The organism is Bacillus sp. CGMCC 1.60114 (genome assembly GCF_042676365.1).
Taxonomy (GTDB): Bacteria; Bacillota; Bacilli; order Bacillales; family Bacillaceae_G; genus Bacillus_A; species Bacillus_A rhizoplanae_A.
The window spans coordinates 24,903-42,703 of sequence record NZ_JBHTHG010000003.1; the positions used below are offsets into that span (position 1 = coordinate 24,903).

Genomic DNA, 17,801 nt, shown 5'->3' on the forward strand with positions numbered 1-17,801 from the left:
GCAGCACGAAAAATAAAAACGATTGCCCATATCGGCAATCGTTTTTATTTTTTCGCTTTCACTGCAACTGTACATCTTGAAATACAAATTAAAGTATTGTCTTCATCAATAATTCGAATATCCCACACCATTGTCGTCTTTCCTTTATGAAGCGGGGTTCCGATTGCTGTTACAATTCCTTCTCGTTTTGAATGTAAATGATTTGCATTAATTTCAAGACCAAAGCACAAATATTTATCTTGATCAATTAAATTATATGTACCAACACTTGCAACTGTTTCTGCTAGAGCGACAGATGCTCCTCCGTGTAAAAAGCCAAATGGTTGATGCGTACTTCCGTGTACTGGCATTGTCGCTACAACCTTCTCCTCTGTCATTTCTAATAATTCAATACCTAATGCTTCCATTAATGTTTTAGGCATACGACTATCCCCTTTCGAATTACCAAAAAATGCATAATATTATCTATTTCTTTTCAAACTATCAGTGAGTCTATAATACATGGAGGTACATTTCATGAAGAAACTATTATATATTATATTATTTTTTTGCTTCTCTATAGCTATTGTACCAAAAAGTGCAATAGCAGCCCAACCATCTAACCTTACAATTAAAATTCATACTATGACCCAAAAAGGTAAGAATCCTTATTTTGAATATCAACTCAATTATCCACAATTTCATAACATTCCTAATGAACAATTTCAAAAGAAATTAAATACCTATTATGAGAAAAGTACAAACCAGTTTAAAAAGAACTTAGAAAAAGATGCGAAAACCTATTATGAACAATCAAAAGAGACAGACGCTCCGTTCCATCCATATATCGCAAATGTTGACTACAAGGTAGGCTTAAATAAATTCCCATTGCTCAGCCTATATGTAAATCGCTATCAATATACAGGCGGCGCTCATGGTATGTACGAATGGAAAGCAAATACATTCGATGTAGAGAAAAATAAACCTCTTCGCTTAGCAGATTTATTTCAAAAAGATAGTCAATATGAAACAATCATTAAGACAGAAATCGTTAGACAAATTGAGCAAAATAAAGCAAACTTTTTCCCAGATGCTGCGGAGAAAGTAATGAACGAAAAAAAACTCAAATACGTTTTAGAGCAAGGCCATCTCATGATTTATTTTCCGCTGTACGAAATTGCACCGTACGTAAGCGGCATTCCACAATTTCGTATTCCTTATACGCTGCTTCGCGAGGTGTTAAAGCCAAAGTATCAAAATATTCTAATTGACAATGCATAGATACATTCAGTACGATAATGTTAACTACAAAACAACCAGAGGTTAACATTATGAGTAAACTTCGTGCATCAGATTTAGCTTTAGCCGCAATGTTTGTCGCACTTATGGCGATTGGAGCAAATATTACATCCTGGGCACCATTTCTACAAGTTGGAGGTGTTCCGCTTTCTATGCAACCATTCTTTGCTATTTTAGCTGGTCTCCTTCTTGGAAGCAGAATCGGAGCCTTATCTATGATTGTTTATGCACTGGTTGGAGTTGCAGGAGCACCTATATTTGCTGGCTTTCAAGCTGGATTTAGTACCCTATTGAGCCCGACTGGCGGATTTATTTTTGCTTTCATTATTGTTGCCTATGTAACAGGGAAAATCGTTGAGCAAGTCAAAAACCCAAAATTCGGTACATTTGCTACTGCTTCTGCTGTCGGAATCATTCTTGTCTATATCATTGGAACGACTTACATGTACTTAGCTATAAATAATTGGGTAGGCGGTCATATTAGCTATGCAGCCGCTTGGAAAGTTATGATGTGGTTTGCTGTAAAAGATATTGCCTTCACTGCACTTGGAGCAATGATTGCACCGCGCATTTATTACGCTGTGCGCCGCTCAGCTTATCAGCATTCCCATACTACAGTTTCTTAAGAAAAACGCCTTGTTTAGCACTGAAGCTTTTACAAGTCCTTAATTCAAAAAATCCCTTAGCCATTTAGCTAAGGGATTTTCTATCTTATGATTCTTTTGTTTGTTCTTCTAAAATCTTTCTCATCATCTCAAGCATATCATCTTTTAATTCATGATGCTGAAGCGCCATTTCAATTGTTGTCTGTACGAAGCCTAGTTTTTCTCCAACGTCATAACGCTTTCCTTCGAAATCATATGCAAATACACGCTGAATTTCATTTAATCGTTGAATAGCATCTGTTAATTGAATTTCGCCGCCCGCTCCAATTTGCTGCTCTTCTAAGAACATAAAAATTTCTGGTGTTAACACGTAACGTCCCATAATCGCTAAATTAGATGGTGCCGTTCCTTGTGCAGGTTTCTCAACGAATTGTCTTACTTGATAACGACGTCCTTCTTGCTCAAGCGGATCAATAATACCATAGCGATGTGTTTCCTGCTCTGGAACTGTTTGCACACCAATTACAGAAGAAAGTGTTTTTTCATATTCATCCATTAATTGACGTAAACATGGTTTTTCAGCTTGTACAATATCATCACCTAATAATACTGCAAACGGCTCATCGCCGATAAATTTACGTGCACACCATACCGCATGCCCAAGTCCTTTTGGCTCTTTTTGACGAATATAGTGAATATCAACCATTTTAGACGAAGCTTGTACTTTTTCAAGAAGTTCATACTTTTTCTTCTCTAATAAGTTTTGTTCAAGTTCAAACGCGTTATCGAAATGATCTTCGATTGCACGTTTCCCTTTCCCTGTAACAATAATAATATCTTCAATACCAGATTTAACGGCTTCTTCTACAATATATTGAATCGTTGGTTTATCAACAATTGGGAGCATTTCTTTCGGCATCGCTTTTGTTGCTGGTAAAAAGCGTGTTCCTAAACCAGCTGCAGGAATAATCGCTTTTCTTACTTTTTTCATGTAAGGTAACCTCTTTTCTGTTTTATTTCCTCAAACATCTCTTTCTATTATATATGTACATGTTCTAATAGTCCTATAAAAAATTTGTCATTCTAAGCATAAAAATCCATTCATTAAACCGCTTTCTTTTCTAGGAGCGAAAAGAGGAGATCGTATATATCCGCTCTCCTCTCACTTATTTACCTCTATTTTATCCCGCTATTCGCGGGCAGTAAGACCCCCGCCTCAAGGTGTAGAGAGAAGCGAAGAAGATAGGTGGGGGCTAACTGCCCGTAAAATCCCGATTGGTGAGAGCTTTCCATCAGTGGGGAATGAAGCCCCCCCACTAATGGAAGTTTCACTTTATCACAGAAGATTCATAACAGCTTCTTTAATCGCTGCTAGCTTTTCTTCACTATGTTGCAGGGAATCGCTCTTTACACCAAAATAGAACTTAATTTTCGGCTCTGTTCCAGATGGGCGTAGGCAGAACCAAGAACCATCACCAAGCTGGTATTTTAATACGTTTGATTTTGGTAAGTGAATCTCTGTTACATGACCATCTTGCAAAGATGTTGCCACGCTTGCTTTATAGTCTTCTACCGCTGTTACTGTAATACCAGCTACTTCTTTCGGTGCACTTTCACGGAATGATGTCATCATCTGTTGAATCTTCTCCGCACCATCTTTTCCTTTTAACGTAAGCGATACAAGATCCTCACGGAAATAGCCATACTTGTCAAACACCTCTAATAAACCATCATACAGTGTTTTTCCTTGCGATTTATAGTATGCTGCTACTTCACAAGCAAAGAGCACAGATTGGACTGCATCTTTATCGCGGCAGAATGGACGAATTAAATATCCGTAGCTTTCTTCATATCCGAACTGGAACTCATATTGTCCGCTTTCTTCGTATTGTCTAATTTTTTCACCAATAAATTTAAAACCTGTTAATGTATCAACTGTATCTAAACCGTATGCTTCTGCAATTGTACGACCAATTTCAGAAGTTACAATTGTCTTTAACACAACACCATTACTTGGTAATGTTCCATTCTCTTTCTTTTGCGATAATAAGTAATCAAGCATTAATGCACCTGTCTGGTTTCCAGTTAACACTTGATATTCACCGTTATGATCACGAACAGCAACACCAAGACGGTCTGCATCTGGATCTGTCGCAATTAACACATCTGCATCCGCTTCCAAACCGTAGCGAATCGCAAGTTCAAATGCCGCATGCTCTTCTGGATTTGGTGATTTTACTGTAGAGAAATTCGGATCTGGTAATTCTTGTTCTTTCACAACCATTACATTTGTAAAACCCGCTTCCTCTAAACCGCGGCGCGCTGGGATGTTCGATGTTCCATGAAGCGGTGAAAATACAATTTTTAAGTCTTTGCCAACTTCTTGTACAAGCTCTTTGTTAATGATGACAGTTTGTAACTGCTCGGCATACGCATCATCAACTTCTTGTCCAACTATTTGCAATAAACCATCTGCCTTTAATTGTTCCACATCCGCAACTGCTACCGTTAACTCATCTTCTACTTCATTAACATAATCGATAAGCTCATCAGCTTCTTTCGGTGGAAGCTGTCCACCATCTTCTCCGTATACTTTATATCCGTTATATTCTGGAGGATTATGACTTGCTGTAAGAACAATCCCACTTACTGTATGTAAATAACGTACTGCAAATGACAGCTCTGGCGTTGGACGCAAGCTTTCAAATACATATGTTTTAATACCATGTGCTCCAAGTGTTGCTGCAACTTCCATTGCAAATTCAGGAGATTTATGACGAGAATCATAAGCAACGACAACACCGCGTCTTTTCGCTTCTTCCCCTTGCTTAACAATAAAACGTGCTAATCCTTCCGTCGCTTTACGAACTGTATATACATTCAAGCGATTTGTACCGGCACCAATTTCACCGCGCATACCGCCTGTACCAAACTCTAAGTTTTTATAGAAGCTATCTTCTATTTTCTTTTCATCGTGCTGCATCGCTTCTAATTGTTCCTTCAGTTCTGCATCTAAATTTGCAAATGACATCCAGCGACTATATTCTTGTTTCCAATCCATGTTGTCCTCTCCCCTCGATTAACATACTCCCATTATATGAAAAAAACTACACCATCCTCAATATGTTTTGACATTTAGAAAGGATTTACCTTTTATATTTCTACATTTTGTGCACACTAACGATTAGAATCAATACTTCTCAAAAAGGGGATTACCATGGAAGAATGGACACTATCAGAAAAACTAAAACGTCAAATTAAAGAATCCATTCAAAATGTTGAAGTGGAATTAACAAAAATAAAACAAGCCTTAGATAATGAGCATGAATGTATTTTATGTAAAGTCGAAGGAATTCAACATATGCTCATGCACGTTCAAGCAAATGCTGCTTCTTATTATATGAAAACATACTTATCACCATTTACCGATTGTTACATCGCCTTAACAACAGCTATGCAACACCTAGCAGAAAAAAAACACGGTGCTTTAATTGCCATTGAACGACAAGACGCGCTCGATAACTTTATTCAATCTGGAACACCTCTCACTGCACAACTGACGTCCCCTTTATTAGAATCCATATTCTATCCAGGCAATCCTTTACATGACGGGGCTGTACTAATCAAGGAGAACCATATCATTTCTGCCGCTAACATTCTTCCGTTATCGCAGCATGTAACAAAGGAACGAAAATTAGGTACTCGACACCGGGCTGCGATTGGATTATCAGAAGTAAGCGATGCCCTTGTATTAGTTGTATCAGAAGAGACTGGGCGTACTTCTTTTGCTATGGATGGTACATTATATACTCTTTCTTTGTAAAAAAATGACGTGCAAACCTTTTATCTGCTTGCACGTCATTCTTTATATTATCTATAAGCATTAATTTCTGATCTTACTCTTGTCCAAAACGCTCAACAAATGTTGCTAATGTACGCACCATCGCTCCTGTTCCACCAACTGGACCTAAGTCGTGTACGCCCTTTGTATCAGATGTTCCTGCAATATCTAAATGCACCCAAGGTGTTTCTTCTGCAAACTCTCCAAGGAATGTTCCTGCCATAATTGCATGACCATCGCGTCCTGGTGAGTTATTTAAATCTGCAAATTTACTGTTACGAACACGCTCTTTATCACGTTCAAAAATCGGTAATTGCCAAATTGGCTCATCCGTTTCCATCGCTGCTTCTAACATTTGCTCATAAAATGCTTCGTTATTTGTCATTGCACCTGTTGTATGGTTTCCAAGAGCAACGATAATACCGCCTGTCAATGTCGCAACATCAACAAGATAATTTGCACCAAGCTTTTTCGCATACGTAATACCGTCAGCTAATGCTAAGCGGCCTTCTGCATCTGTATTTAATACTTCAATTGTTTTACCGCTCATTGAGGTAATCACATCATCTGGTTTAAATGCAGTTGCGCTCACCATATTGTCCGTAGAAGGAATAATCGCAACTACGTTTTGCTCTGGGCGAAGCTCACCGATAATTTCCATTGCTCCAAGAACAGCTGCTGCGCCACCCATATCGCCTTTCATACCAACCATGCTTTCGCGCGGTTTCAAAGAATAACCACCTGTATCATATGTAATACCTTTACCAACTAAGCCAATTACATCTGTCCACTCTTCTTTACCTTTATATAAAAGAGCAATCATTTTTGGCGGTTCTACGGAGCCTTGGTTGACAGCCAAAAGCGCACCCATTCCAAGCTCTTCCATCTCTTCTTTCTCAAGCACTTTATAGTCCATATCATATTTTTCTGCCAGATCAACTGCATAGTCTGCTAAAGCTGTTGCCGTTAATACGTTTGGTGGCAAATTCACAAGCGTACGCGCAGAGTTTGTAGCACGTCCATGTACATAACCAACCGTTAATGCTGCTTCAATCTCTTGCGGATCTTCTTCTGTAACAACAACAAAGCTTTCTAATTGATGCGCTTCTTTTTTATCCGTTTTATATGTTACTAACTCATATGTACCAAGTAAATAAGTTTCTGCTGCAATATGCGCTACATCAATTGCATCCATTTTTTTAGTAACGAATGAATCCAATACAAATGCGACATTTTTTACTTTTGCACCGTGTAACGTTTTCGCTAACTTTCCAAGTGCACCGCGCAATGTTTCTGTTGTACATCTGTCTTTTTTGCCAAGACCAACAAAATAGTAACGCTTTACATTTGTTTTCCCTAAGCTATGTACTTTAGAAATCACTTTTTTCTTCGGAGAAATTTCTTTTTCGTCTAATAGCACTTGTACATGTCCACCAAACGCTTGATCTAATTCTTTTACAAAACTACTCATTACCTCATCTTCAAATAAAGCTACAACTACCGCTTCATGACTTGCTAGTTCTTTTTGTACTTGAAACATGCTAGCACCCCCAGATTTTTTCTGCTTCTATTATAGCTTTATTTTCGTGAAAATGCGACAATTCAAACTTCTTCCATATATAAAATAAACTCTGGGAGCTGCGGGAAATTCTGCACTTGCTCGTATGGAATTCGATTTATCTCTTTCGGTAAAATTTTGCGACACAATTGAATAAAGTGTACGACCTTTTCAACATTCAAATTCCAATAAACAGGACAATATGGAGTTAAATACTCTTCTGCTACTTCCATCATCATTCGTGCTCCCTTTATATTTCCATAGCTATAATGATACTGAGCGACTACCATTTGCAATAAACCTTTTAAAAACAAATTCCCCCGGTCTTCGAGCCACATTTCTTCCAATAAGTCATGACACGTATAATAATCACCTTCGTTATACTTTATGAAAAACTCATAATACGCTAAAGGATAGTCTTCCATTATTTCTCTCCCTTCGCTGCGTTTTTTCCTTCATTTCATCTTATGATTGCAAGAGAATAAAAAAAAGTCCAGCGCTATAAGCGTCTAGACTATCGTTCATTTAAATATTGTCCGCGAAACACTTGCATTGTTTCATCTTCATTTAAAAGTGTTAAATCTTGTTCAGTAAGTTTTCCATTTCCCATTTTCACAATGTAAACATTCAATTTTTTCTTTCCCCATTGATTATATACATCTCGCACAGTTTCATAATATAAATCAAGGCGATTCCCTTTAATCGCACCGCCTTTATCTGCTACAACACCGTAGCCGTAGCCAGGAACAAACAAAATCGTTCCAATCGGGAATACTCGCAAATCAGCCGCGATTGTCGAATATAAATCCCGCTTTACTTTCACACCGGAATATGTAATCCCGTACTCAGGATGTCCTTTTGTCTTCCCAGTTGACTCCCTACCTGCTGTATATCCTGTTGCCGTAACTTCCATCGAACGATATTTTGACCAATCCTTTGCACTCTCGAGAGCACGAATGACCTCCGTACTTGGAATTGCCCGCTTGTCCTGTTCAGCTGCGTGTACTTCTTTCACTTCATTTTTCTTATACATATGAATCATTTCAGAAAGAGAAATTCCTGACACAGCTTGCCAAGTTACACATAATGCAGCTAAAAATAAACAAACCATCATCATGCGAATGCTATATCGTTTTATCATTTTTATTTTCCACACTCCTTCATCATTATTGTTCCCCAACTGATGAAGAAAATACTCACAAGAAAAGCGTAAGCGCCCTGCTTAGCCTCAAAAAGCGCTGAAGCTAGACATCTCTAAAAAAAAAGCCCCTACGAAAGGAGCTTCAAAACATTTGATATCCACGTTGACGTAATGATTTAATCACAACACCAGATAAAGCTGCACCAACTAAGCCAGTTGATAAAATCATAATATCAGCTTGTCCAAGATGAAGAAAACTTGTTCCTAATAAAGAGAATGCTTTTTTCGGCTGTACAAAGTAATCGAAGAAATTGACTTTATCAATAATAAACACACAAATAAGCGGATATACAACGACCATCACCCATGTTGCTCGTAAAATCATATTTAATAAAAAACCAATTCCAAAAAATAAGACTAAAAATAACATCATCGAAATTAATAAAACAGGTATGCTCATGATTTCTTCATCCTTTCTTACTTATCGTTTTACACTCCCTACAAAAACGTTATATACCGTATAACCGAACTGTTCCCCTGGATTTAATGTCTCGTCCATTTTTAAAAGCGGAGCCGGCATCGCTTCTAATAAATAACGAATTAAAACTGAGGTATTTTCATCATTTACAATATCCTCTGGAAATACGAACGCTCCTTCATACAATTCTCGCTCTTGAATGACAATGTCTTCTCCTTTTGGCTCCAAGAGAAAAATGATCATATTATCACTAATCTCACCGCGTATAACGCCAGATCGTGCACCCATTATTCCTTTTACACTTGTTTCAATTCCTGTTTCTTCCAATACTTCACGTTGCACCGCTTGATCAATTGTTTCTCCTTCATTCACAAAACCAGCAGGCAATGACCATTTCCCTTTTAATCCACCATACTTCTTCTTAACGACAAGCCATCTTCCATCTTCTGTGATAACGAGACCACTTACTGCTATCCATACCTTTCCTCGTTTACTCATCGCTGCAAACCCCTTCCAATTAAACGAACAGAATATTCATTCTTTTCTTTCATTATACTATAAAGTGAAACTTCCGTCAGTGGGGGTCTTACTGCCCGCGAATAGCGGGATAAAACCTTCAAAAGGAGAATGTTGAGAAATGTGTGTCCATTGTAAAAAAGCACTTTATAATCTTTAGGATATTCAGTAAAATAAACTTGAGGTATATCAAAAAAGGCGAATATATAACTGATTCATTATTAGTAGGAGTAACCGCTGTCTTTTTAATAGGATTTTCAAGCAAATATCGATCTTATTGAAACAACTAGTAAAACAGCAAAATCAAACTAAAAATAAAAAAGCAGAAACAGCTTATCGCCATTTCTGCTTATGGTTACATATTAAAATAATTTTAATTTACCTTTTTTAAGAACTAATAAAGGTCCGCCAAGCATGAATAGGTAACGGTTATCAATTACTTTCTTCATGAATGAAGCTTTCCAACCAGTTAATTTTTTGCCCATTACAACGCCCATTGCATCATCATGACCTAATGAACATACAGAACCTTTGTTATCAAATACAAACTTCTGCATTTCACCTTTACCACGAACAAGAACAGCTAAGTTATGTGCAATGTTGTAACCTTGTTGAATTGCAATTTGTGCTGTTGGTGGGTATGGACGGTTAATTTCTTCGTTAATGATTAACGCTGCATCACCAACCATGAATACTTCTTCATGACCTGGAGCATGCATGTACTCGTCCACTTTTACACGGCCGCGCATTGCTTCAAAGCCAGACTCTTCTACAATACCGTTACCGCGAACACCTGCAGCCCAAACTACAGTTGCAGATTTCAGTAATTCTACATCGTCACCGTTTGCAACAAGAATACCTTCTTCAGTTCCTTCTTTAATTGCTGTACCGATGCGGAATTCTACACCTTTTTTCTCTAATTGTTTTACAGCGTACTCAACTAGCTCTGGATCGAAACCAGGAAGCGCTGTTGGAGCAGCCTCAACACAGATGATGCGTGCTTTTTCACGAGGAACATCGTACTCTTTGCAAAGCTCAGGAATACGGTTTGCAAGTTCACCTACATACTCGATACCTGTAAATCCAGCACCACCGACAACGATTGTAACTAACTCGTCACGTTTTTCTGAAGCATATAGAGAGAACATGTACTCCATATGCTCACGGATTTGACGAGTTGCATTAATGTTAGCGATAGAGAATGCATGCTCTTTTAATCCTTTAATACCAAACGTTTCAGATTCGAAACCAAGACCGATTACTAAGTAATCATACTCTAGCTCGCCATTCTTTAAAATAACGCGCTTTTCAGCTGCTTTAATTTCTACAACTGTGTCTTGTACGAAGTTTACTTTATTTGTGTCGATTACATCTTTGATGTCTAAGCGAACTTTGTCATGATGCAACGTACCAGCTGCACTTTCATGTAACCAAGTTGCTTGATAATGATAGCTGTTGTTATTTACTAATGTGATTTCAGCTTCACTTACAGATAATGTTTTTTGCAGACGAACAGTAGTAATCATTCCGCCATAACCTGCACCTAGAACCACGATTTTTGGCTTCTTCACCCTAATCACAACCCTCTTCTTTATATAGATAGTAAAAATAATGCTAAGAATGTAGAATTTCTCACAATCTAGACAAAATAAAAAAATTAATCTTCTTTATATAGATAGTAAAAATAATAAAAATAATGCTAAAACTATTTAAATGCTAAGAATGTAGACTTTTTCACAATCTAGACAAAATAAAAAAATTAAGTTTAAAAAATGTTACGAAATTTGTCACAAAAAATTAATACATTCACTTTCCTATATTATTCGTTTTCTCTTTACTTTTCAAGCAGTTGTAGAATTATCAATATTTTAAAATAACGAGGTCTTTTTACGTTTTTTGACATCCCCTTATTTGCTCAGCATGTAACGAACAATTACAGCCTTTTCACCTTCAAATACGGAACCATAATCTATAATTTTATTTAACCAATCGCAAATGGTTATAATTACCAAAAATTGTATACTTCACTTATTTGGATATTCTTTTCTAACAGGTCTATACAAATCGTATACACAATTCAGTCGTTTTCTAACGATTTTTTTTATAAAATATGATATTATTTGTCTTGAGTGCCCTTGCACTCCGTTCACAGAAGTGCCGTATAACATACATACGAGTGTATATAGGAGAATCACGAAAAATTTCCTAATTATAGGGGGAGTAAACAGTGACAGAAAATCAAAAGGTATACGACATCACTATTATTGGTGGAGGCCCAACTGGATTATTCACAGCTTTTTATGGCGGTATGAGACAAGCAAGCGTAAAAATTATCGAAAGCTTGCCACAACTCGGTGGTCAATTATCTGCATTATATCCTGAAAAATACATATATGATATCGCAGGTTTTCCTAAAATTCGTGCACAAGAACTCATTAACAACTTAAAAGAACAAATGAGCAAGTTCGAACCAACTGTTTGCTTAGAAGAAGCTGTTCAAACGTTGGAAAAACAAGCAGATGGCGTGTTCAAGCTTGTAACAAGTAAAGAAACTCACTACTCTAAATCGGTTATCATTACAGCTGGAAATGGTGCGTTCCAACCACGCCGTTTAGAATTAGAAGGTTCAGAGAAATTCGAAAAAGCAAACTTACACTATTTCGTTGAGGATATGAATAAATTTGCTGGCAAACGCGTTGTCGTGTTTGGTGGCGGCGACTCTGCGGTAGACTGGACAATGATGTTAGAACCAATCGCAGAAGAAGTAACAATTGTTCACCGTCGTGATAAATTCCGCGCACATGAGCATAGCGTTGAAACGTTAATGAACTCTCGCGCACAAGTCAAAACACCATACGTTCCGGCTGAACTAATCGGTAAAGAGAAAATTGAACAAGTTGTACTTCAACATGTGAAAACAGAAGAAAAGATTGTTATTGATGTTGATGATGTGATTGTAAACTACGGCTTCGTCTCTTCTCTTGGTCCAATTAAAGACTGGGGTTTAGATATTCAAAAGAACAGCATCGTTGTAAACTCCAAAATGGAAACAAACATCCCTGGCATTTACGCAGCTGGTGATATTTGCACATACGAAGGAAAAGTAAAACTGATTGCATGCGGCTTTGGCGAAGCTCCAACAGCAGTAAACAATGCAAAAGCGTACTTCGATCCAAATGCGAAACTGCAACCAATGCATAGTTCTAGTATGTTTTAATTGAAATAGATACGTTGAAGAACTCCTTTCTAATGGAAAGGAGTTCTTTTTATGAAGAAATAACCATTTCGAAGTATCTTCTCTTTGGATAATTATGGTATAATTAAAACGGAACATTTGTTCCAGAACGAGGAGGATGATACGATGATTCAACCTACAATTGTGAAAAAAGAAGCTTTTCAAGCCACCGGTATTTCCATTACTACAAACAACGAAATTGAAATGTCCAGAGATGGAAAAATCCCTCATCTATGGACACAATACTTCCAAGAACAAATCACCCATCACATTCCAAATAAAGCTACACAAACAGAAACGATGGCACTATATTCAAACTATGAATCCGATGAAACAGGTAACTACACGTATACAATCGGGATTCCAGTTTCCACTGATGGTGATACACCGAAAAATATGACAGCACTCACTATACCTGCCGCGACATATGCTGTATTTACAACTCGCAAAGGCCCATTATCAGAAATTATCGCAGAAACATGGCAAGACATTTGGAAATGGTCAAAAGAAAACAACCGTGCATTCACAACAGATTTCGAGCTGTACGATGAACGAACTTTCGATCCAGATGATGCACAAGTTGATATTTATATTGCATTAGTTTAAAGTATAAATAAGAAGATGCCTCGGCACCTTCTTATTTTTATGCTTCAACAATCTGCTAGGCAAATTCCGCTTTTTTGAATACAATGAAAAGTATCTGTATAGAAAGATTAGAAACTGTTAACAAAGATAAAAAGACATATGACAGAAAGGGATTCATATGGAGGAATTACATAAAAGTAAACTTGCTGTAAAAGAAATGGGAACGCCTTTATTAAAAAATACAAACTTCCTGTTTCTTTGGGGCGCTACCCTATGTTCAAGCTTTGCCTTAGCATTTTTTACGTTTTCGCAAACGTGGTACATAGCAAAAACATTAAACTTAGAAGCATCACTTGGAGTTGTATTTGTTGCCCTTAGTGTTCCACGCCTGATCTTCATGATTATCGGCGGAGCCGTTGCAGACAAATTCCCCAAAAAGAACATCATGTTTTATTCTAATATTGTGCGCGCGCTTCTTGTAACGATCATTCTCATTTGGTTCATCATTGGGCACGTTACATTATACACATTTGCTTTCTTTGCGCTCTTCTTTGGTTTAGCTGATGCCTTTTTCTGGTCAGCTGATGGCTCTATCTTACCGGATCTCGTAGAGAAGCACCGCCTTACACAAGCAAATTCACTCACGCAAATGACAAACCAAGCATCTGTTATTCTTGGTCCTGTCCTTGGCGGGATACTAATTAAATTCAGTAATTATGAAACAATCTTTGCGATAGCGATTTTATTATTACTTATTGCTGCCATACTCATCCAAAAAGTTCACACAAGTACAGTGCAAGAAGAAACAAACCAAAACAAAGGCATGTTCACTTCTATTAAAGAAGGCATCCTTTATGTGAAAGAATCACCATTTTTATCAACGTTTCTTATTTGCAGCGCCTTTTTGAATTTATTTTTAATCGGACCGATGCAAGTCGGTTTTCCGCTGTTCATTAAAGATGTACTGCACGGTGACTCGCTCCACTTTAGTTACTTAGAAGCTGCTGTTGGCGGGGGAATGGCCATTGGTGCAGTTATCGTCGGGCTGCGAAATATTAATCGGCGACGCGGTTTATTTTGCATTATTATGATGCTGCTATCCGGTGTTTTCTTCTTATCTATTAACTTTAGTACAACACTTTGGCAAGCAGTTCTGGCAGGCTGCTTTTACGGCATTGCAATCGCAATGGCCATCGTACCGTTAATGGCCATGATTCAATCAACTGTGAAGGAAGAAATGATGGGCCGAGTTATGAGTTTACTCATGTTATCGTCGATGGGCTTTATCCCTATTTCTTATGCCCTTACCTCACTTGCATTAGCTGCCGGGATACCGATTGTCACGATTATGAAAAGTGGTGCAATTGCTGTCATTCTATTTGTGTTATTTATCGCAATTCGCGTTCCGATTGTACGAAAATTTGATTAAAAGTAGAGAGTTATGCTTCATAAGCATGACTCTTTTCTTTTTTCACTTTCAAATGGATTATATAAAACAATCCCGCTGTTCCTCCTCACTGCCGCCCCCCACTCTAATGCGACATCTAAAAATAACGCCTGCATCGTACCATATAAAAGTGCACCAAAATCTTTGCGAATCTCACCGTACTTATACGCCCTTATAACACTTTTTGTCCGCCGAATGATTTGCATTTGTATATCAGCATGCTTCATAATCTGTTCCCACAACAACCCTAGCTCAAATAAACCGCTCTTTTTATAAGCGAGTTCCACTTTACTCCAAGCAAAATTAATTGTTTGCGGATGACGTGACATTGGTGAAATCGCATCTACAAATTGCACTGGAATATCATGACGACAATACGTTTCGTCCATATCATACGTTTTTATTTTCTGTTGTATCTTTAAATTGTTTTCATAAACACTAGTTTCCGTTTCCTCATTCACCTGCTCCTTCTTACACTCTCCTGCACTCTCGCCACTTTCACATGCGGTCATTTGCATACGGTCACTCATGCGGTCAACTGCCCGTTTACAAAACACATACAAATTCGCACTATATCTCCCGCGCTTATATCTTTCCTTTGTAAACACACGTTTAATAATACTAAGCTGCTCAAGCTTTGCGACAGAACGGCGTACAGTTCGTATACTTTTCCCTAATTTCACTGCAATTGTTTCCATTAACGGACATGCAACACCAACCGTTTTTTGCTTTTCGTTTATCGCATACCTTCCTAACAAACGGATTACGAGAAAATCTGTTTTATTCATATGAGCTTGATAGCGCGCTAAAATTCGCTGTTGATATATATTAAACTCTTGTTTACTTTGAAACTCGCTATATTCTCTCATTAACGTATACAATTTACTCATGCTTATCCCCCTGTTTGTCCCGCATTAACGCGGCAGTAAAACCCCCACCGATGGAAGTTTCACTTTATAAATAAGAGGAAAAACATAAAAGTGGCGAAAGATTTTGTTGTATGATAGAAGTAAATTCATCAAACTGAGGTGAAAACATGATCGTAATCAGTGCATGTTTAGCAGGAATTGCTTGTCGTTATGACGGAAATGATAATCTCGTTACAAAGATTCAAGAACTTCTAGAAAAAGAAGAAACGATTCTTATTTGTCCGGAAGTATTAGGCGGATTGCCAACACCTCGTACACCAGCTGAAATTGTCGGTGGAAACGGTGACGATGTATTGAACGGAACTGCAAAAGTAATAGACCAAAACGGAAATGACGTAACGGAAATCTTTATTGCGGGTGCTTATGAAGCATTGAATCAAATCAAAGATTTAAACCCAGAATATATAATTTTGAAAGAACGCAGTCCATCTTGCGGAAGTTCCGTCATTTATACAGGTGAATTTAATGGTGAAAAACAAGATGGTTACGGTGTTACAACTGCATTATTCAGACGATACGGTTTTACGGTTATTTCGGAAGACGATTTTGTAAAAAAAATAAGGAGATAGCTTTTCAGCTATCCCCTTATTTCACACCTAACTTTTTTTTCGCTTTTGCTGGAAGATCATCTTTCTTTACTTCTTCCCAAGACGTTACACCTTTTTTATCAGAGTAATATACGCGTAAAAATGCTTCCTTGCGAAGATTTTTCGGAGCTGTAAATTCCATTGTTTTTTCTTTACCGCCTTCATCAAATCCTGATAATTTATATTCAAATAATTTAAATGGCGTACCATTATCAGCTTTTTCATTTTTCTCTAGTCCATCAGCTGTAATTTGAACATAGTATTGATCTTTCCCCATACGGTTAAAGTTACAACCAGCTAACATCGTTGTAACTACGACTAGAATACTAAAAAGTGCAATATGTCGCTTCACATCATTCACCTCGTGTGCGTTTTATTATATCGCTATCATAATGCGTTTTTGCAAAAGGTAAAATTTAAGAACATGACATAAACATTACACTTTTGTAATTTACAACTTGTATAACAATTTCATAAATGAAAAAACCAGCCGTTATGAGGCTGGTTTTGTAATTATATAACGTTGTTCAATTCTTTGTTCAATTCTTTCCAACTCTTGTTTATCGTTAAGTATCTTTTGTTTATTTTCTTGCACTAATTCTTTAAATGATTTACTGAGTAACTTACGGTGTTTATTTGTCATAATCATTCCTCCTTATTTTCTTTGGCTTCAAAGATATAGAATGAAAAATATAACCACAAAACTTCTCACGCTTTATAAAAAATTTGTCTTAATTTGTCGAAAAGTTCGACTTACCTAAATAATACTACAACTTTTAGTTTTTCAAATGTTATTTATTTGAACTTTCTGTGAAAAATCATTTTTTACAAGTTACTGTTAATCATCTGAAATTTTTTGCAAAAACATCATGTTAGCTAATCATGTATGGAATACACATTCTAGTGAATAACCCCTCCTTATCCACCTTACGATCTGATTGAAGAAGGGGCTTCCTGTTTCATAGACCGTTGCATAGTGGGGTGTCCCACTGCGTCTTACACAGTCTCCTCAGGCGTAGATTATACTGTTCGGACATAACCTTGCCCTACAGTTTGTAGACTTTAGTTTGTTATAAGCAATTCTTCTAATCCTTTTTGTAAGATGTTCCGGCTCGCGTTATAGTCTCTATCCAATACCGTTCCACACTTTGTACAAATGTGAGTACGAATAGAGAGAGACTTCTTCACACGATTCCCACAAAAAGAACAGTCTTGTGAAGTATACCTTGGTTCTACTTTGATGAGTACACCGCCATGATTTTCGCATTTGTAAGCAAGCATGTTTCGAAACATTCCCCACCCTGCATCAGAAATAGACTTTGATAATTTTCTGTTTCCAACCATGTTTCGAATGTTTAGATTTTCTACAACGATAACGGAATAATCTTTCGCTAGATTGTAACTTAGTTTATGAAGAAAATCTCTGCGTTGGTTCGCTACTTTTTCATGTAGCTTGCGAACGCGCTCGACTTGTTTTATGAAGTTAGCAGAACCTTTTTTCTTCTTAGAAAGTTTTCGCTGTGCTTTCTTTAGTTGTTTTTCTTTTTCACGGAGAAATCTAGGGTTTTCAAACTCTGAACCATTAGAAAGAACGGCATACT

20 protein-coding genes are annotated in these 17,801 nt (G+C 37.3%); 7 read left to right on the forward strand and 13 right to left on the reverse strand.

What is annotated here, in order from left to right; genetic code table 11:
* Positions 1–44: 44 nt before the first annotated feature.
* Entirely contained in the window at positions 45–422 is a 378-nt protein-coding gene (locus tag ACFQZ1_RS00235) for a hotdog fold thioesterase (protein ID WP_377880098.1), read from the reverse strand.
* Between the two features lie 94 nt (positions 423–516).
* On the opposite strand from ACFQZ1_RS00235, the gene ACFQZ1_RS00240 reads away from it, so the two are divergent.
* Positions 517–1,260, forward strand: coding sequence for a DUF3298 and DUF4163 domain-containing protein (locus tag ACFQZ1_RS00240; protein ID WP_377880099.1), 744 nt, complete (start codon positions 517–519; stop codon positions 1,258–1,260).
* A 50-nt stretch (positions 1,261–1,310) separates the two neighbouring features.
* On the forward strand, positions 1,311–1,904 hold the full coding sequence (locus ACFQZ1_RS00245) for a biotin transporter BioY (RefSeq protein ID WP_377880100.1): 594 nt from the start codon (positions 1,311–1,313) through the stop codon (positions 1,902–1,904).
* Between the two features lie 85 nt (positions 1,905–1,989).
* On the opposite strand, the gene galU is transcribed toward ACFQZ1_RS00245, so the two are convergent.
* Positions 1,990–2,874 (reverse strand): UTP--glucose-1-phosphate uridylyltransferase GalU, encoded by an 885-nt coding sequence (galU, locus tag ACFQZ1_RS00250; protein ID WP_377880101.1) that lies wholly within the window; start codon positions 2,872–2,874, stop codon positions 1,990–1,992.
* Positions 2,875–3,219: 345 nt separating this feature from the next.
* Positions 3,220–4,944: a phospho-sugar mutase gene (locus ACFQZ1_RS00255; protein WP_377880102.1), complete on the reverse strand. Its 1,725-nt coding sequence runs from the start codon at positions 4,942–4,944 to the stop codon at positions 3,220–3,222.
* A gap of 156 nt (positions 4,945–5,100) precedes the next feature.
* Between ACFQZ1_RS00255 and cdaS the strand changes: the two genes are divergently transcribed.
* Positions 5,101–5,706, forward strand: coding sequence for a sporulation-specific diadenylate cyclase CdaS (gene cdaS / locus ACFQZ1_RS00260; RefSeq protein WP_377880103.1), 606 nt, complete (start codon positions 5,101–5,103; stop codon positions 5,704–5,706).
* Between the two features lie 73 nt (positions 5,707–5,779).
* Here cdaS and ACFQZ1_RS00265 read toward each other — a convergent pair whose 3' ends face one another.
* The 6 genes from ACFQZ1_RS00265 to ACFQZ1_RS00290 form a co-directional block, all read right to left on the reverse strand.
* A complete protein-coding gene (locus ACFQZ1_RS00265) occupies positions 5,780–7,264 on the reverse strand; it encodes a leucyl aminopeptidase (RefSeq protein WP_377880104.1) in 1,485 nt (494 codons plus the stop codon).
* A 62-nt stretch (positions 7,265–7,326) separates the two neighbouring features.
* Entirely contained in the window at positions 7,327–7,707 is a 381-nt protein-coding gene (locus ACFQZ1_RS00270; protein WP_377880105.1) for a DUF309 domain-containing protein, read from the reverse strand.
* A gap of 89 nt (positions 7,708–7,796) precedes the next feature.
* Positions 7,797–8,423, reverse strand: coding sequence for a 3D domain-containing protein (locus ACFQZ1_RS00275; protein WP_377880106.1), 627 nt, complete (start codon positions 8,421–8,423; stop codon positions 7,797–7,799).
* 142 nt (positions 8,424–8,565) lie between these two features.
* The gene (locus ACFQZ1_RS00280) at positions 8,566–8,883 is read right to left on the reverse strand and encodes a YuiB family protein (RefSeq protein ID WP_377880107.1); all 318 of its coding nucleotides are present in this window, start codon (positions 8,881–8,883) and stop codon (positions 8,566–8,568) included.
* 21 nt (positions 8,884–8,904) lie between these two features.
* The gene (locus ACFQZ1_RS00285; RefSeq protein WP_377880108.1) at positions 8,905–9,399 is read right to left on the reverse strand and encodes an NUDIX domain-containing protein; all 495 of its coding nucleotides are present in this window, start codon (positions 9,397–9,399) and stop codon (positions 8,905–8,907) included.
* Between the two features lie 380 nt (positions 9,400–9,779).
* Positions 9,780–10,988 (reverse strand): NAD(P)/FAD-dependent oxidoreductase, encoded by a 1,209-nt coding sequence (locus ACFQZ1_RS00290; RefSeq protein WP_336482472.1) that lies wholly within the window; start codon positions 10,986–10,988, stop codon positions 9,780–9,782.
* A 656-nt stretch (positions 10,989–11,644) separates the two neighbouring features.
* Between ACFQZ1_RS00290 and ACFQZ1_RS00295 the strand changes: the two genes are divergently transcribed.
* From ACFQZ1_RS00295 to ACFQZ1_RS00305, 3 genes are all read left to right on the forward strand, one after another.
* The gene (locus ACFQZ1_RS00295; RefSeq protein WP_377880109.1) at positions 11,645–12,634 is read left to right on the forward strand and encodes an NAD(P)/FAD-dependent oxidoreductase; all 990 of its coding nucleotides are present in this window, start codon (positions 11,645–11,647) and stop codon (positions 12,632–12,634) included.
* A gap of 144 nt (positions 12,635–12,778) precedes the next feature.
* On the forward strand, positions 12,779–13,258 hold the full coding sequence (locus ACFQZ1_RS00300) for a GyrI-like domain-containing protein (RefSeq protein WP_377880110.1): 480 nt from the start codon (positions 12,779–12,781) through the stop codon (positions 13,256–13,258).
* Positions 13,259–13,415: 157 nt separating this feature from the next.
* On the forward strand, positions 13,416–14,666 hold the full coding sequence (locus ACFQZ1_RS00305) for an MFS transporter (RefSeq protein ID WP_377880111.1): 1,251 nt from the start codon (positions 13,416–13,418) through the stop codon (positions 14,664–14,666).
* 17 nt (positions 14,667–14,683) lie between these two features.
* On the opposite strand, the gene ACFQZ1_RS00310 is transcribed toward ACFQZ1_RS00305, so the two are convergent.
* A complete protein-coding gene (locus ACFQZ1_RS00310) occupies positions 14,684–15,574 on the reverse strand; it encodes a helix-turn-helix domain-containing protein (RefSeq protein ID WP_377880112.1) in 891 nt (296 codons plus the stop codon).
* 146 nt (positions 15,575–15,720) lie between these two features.
* Between ACFQZ1_RS00310 and ACFQZ1_RS00315 the strand changes: the two genes are divergently transcribed.
* The gene (locus ACFQZ1_RS00315; RefSeq protein WP_377880113.1) at positions 15,721–16,182 is read left to right on the forward strand and encodes a 2-thiouracil desulfurase family protein; all 462 of its coding nucleotides are present in this window, start codon (positions 15,721–15,723) and stop codon (positions 16,180–16,182) included.
* A 16-nt stretch (positions 16,183–16,198) separates the two neighbouring features.
* On the opposite strand, the gene ACFQZ1_RS00320 is transcribed toward ACFQZ1_RS00315, so the two are convergent.
* The 3 genes from ACFQZ1_RS00320 to ACFQZ1_RS00330 all read right to left on the reverse strand — a co-directional run.
* Positions 16,199–16,552, reverse strand: a complete 354-nt coding sequence (locus ACFQZ1_RS00320) for a YxeA family protein (protein ID WP_377880115.1) — start codon at positions 16,550–16,552, stop codon at positions 16,199–16,201.
* A 141-nt stretch (positions 16,553–16,693) separates the two neighbouring features.
* On the reverse strand, positions 16,694–16,843 hold the full coding sequence (locus ACFQZ1_RS00325) for an FbpB family small basic protein (RefSeq protein WP_377880116.1): 150 nt from the start codon (positions 16,841–16,843) through the stop codon (positions 16,694–16,696).
* Positions 16,844–17,262: 419 nt separating this feature from the next.
* Positions 17,263–17,801, reverse strand: a 539-nt coding sequence (locus ACFQZ1_RS00330) for an RNA-guided endonuclease InsQ/TnpB family protein (protein ID WP_377880117.1), incomplete at its 5' end; no start/stop codon positions are given.

Bases quoted from the DNA above. Each gene is read 5' to 3' on its own strand.
- ACFQZ1_RS00235 (WP_377880098.1), bottom strand. From the start codon at position 422: ATGCCTAAAACATTAATGGAAGCATTAGGTATTGAATTATTAGAAATG.
- ACFQZ1_RS00240 (WP_377880099.1), top strand. From the start codon at position 517: ATGAAGAAACTATTATATATTATATTATTTTTTTGCTTCTCTATAGCT.
- ACFQZ1_RS00245 (WP_377880100.1), top strand. From the start codon at position 1,311: ATGAGTAAACTTCGTGCATCAGATTTAGCTTTAGCCGCAATGTTTGTC.
- galU (WP_377880101.1), bottom strand. From the start codon at position 2,874: ATGAAAAAAGTAAGAAAAGCGATTATTCCTGCAGCTGGTTTAGGAACA.
- ACFQZ1_RS00255 (WP_377880102.1), bottom strand. From the start codon at position 4,944: ATGGATTGGAAACAAGAATATAGTCGCTGGATGTCATTTGCAAATTTA.
- cdaS (WP_377880103.1), top strand. From the start codon at position 5,101: ATGGAAGAATGGACACTATCAGAAAAACTAAAACGTCAAATTAAAGAA.
- ACFQZ1_RS00265 (WP_377880104.1), bottom strand. From the start codon at position 7,264: ATGTTTCAAGTACAAAAAGAACTAGCAAGTCATGAAGCGGTAGTTGTA.
- ACFQZ1_RS00270 (WP_377880105.1), bottom strand. From the start codon at position 7,707: ATGGAAGACTATCCTTTAGCGTATTATGAGTTTTTCATAAAGTATAAC.
- ACFQZ1_RS00275 (WP_377880106.1), bottom strand. From the start codon at position 8,423: ATGATAAAACGATATAGCATTCGCATGATGATGGTTTGTTTATTTTTA.
- ACFQZ1_RS00280 (WP_377880107.1), bottom strand. From the start codon at position 8,883: ATGAGCATACCTGTTTTATTAATTTCGATGATGTTATTTTTAGTCTTA.
- ACFQZ1_RS00285 (WP_377880108.1), bottom strand. From the start codon at position 9,399: ATGAGTAAACGAGGAAAGGTATGGATAGCAGTAAGTGGTCTCGTTATC.
- ACFQZ1_RS00300 (WP_377880110.1), top strand. From the start codon at position 12,779: ATGATTCAACCTACAATTGTGAAAAAAGAAGCTTTTCAAGCCACCGGT.
- ACFQZ1_RS00305 (WP_377880111.1), top strand. From the start codon at position 13,416: ATGGAGGAATTACATAAAAGTAAACTTGCTGTAAAAGAAATGGGAACG.
- ACFQZ1_RS00310 (WP_377880112.1), bottom strand. From the start codon at position 15,574: ATGAGTAAATTGTATACGTTAATGAGAGAATATAGCGAGTTTCAAAGT.
- ACFQZ1_RS00315 (WP_377880113.1), top strand. From the start codon at position 15,721: ATGATCGTAATCAGTGCATGTTTAGCAGGAATTGCTTGTCGTTATGAC.
- ACFQZ1_RS00325 (WP_377880116.1), bottom strand. From the start codon at position 16,843: ATGACAAATAAACACCGTAAGTTACTCAGTAAATCATTTAAAGAATTA.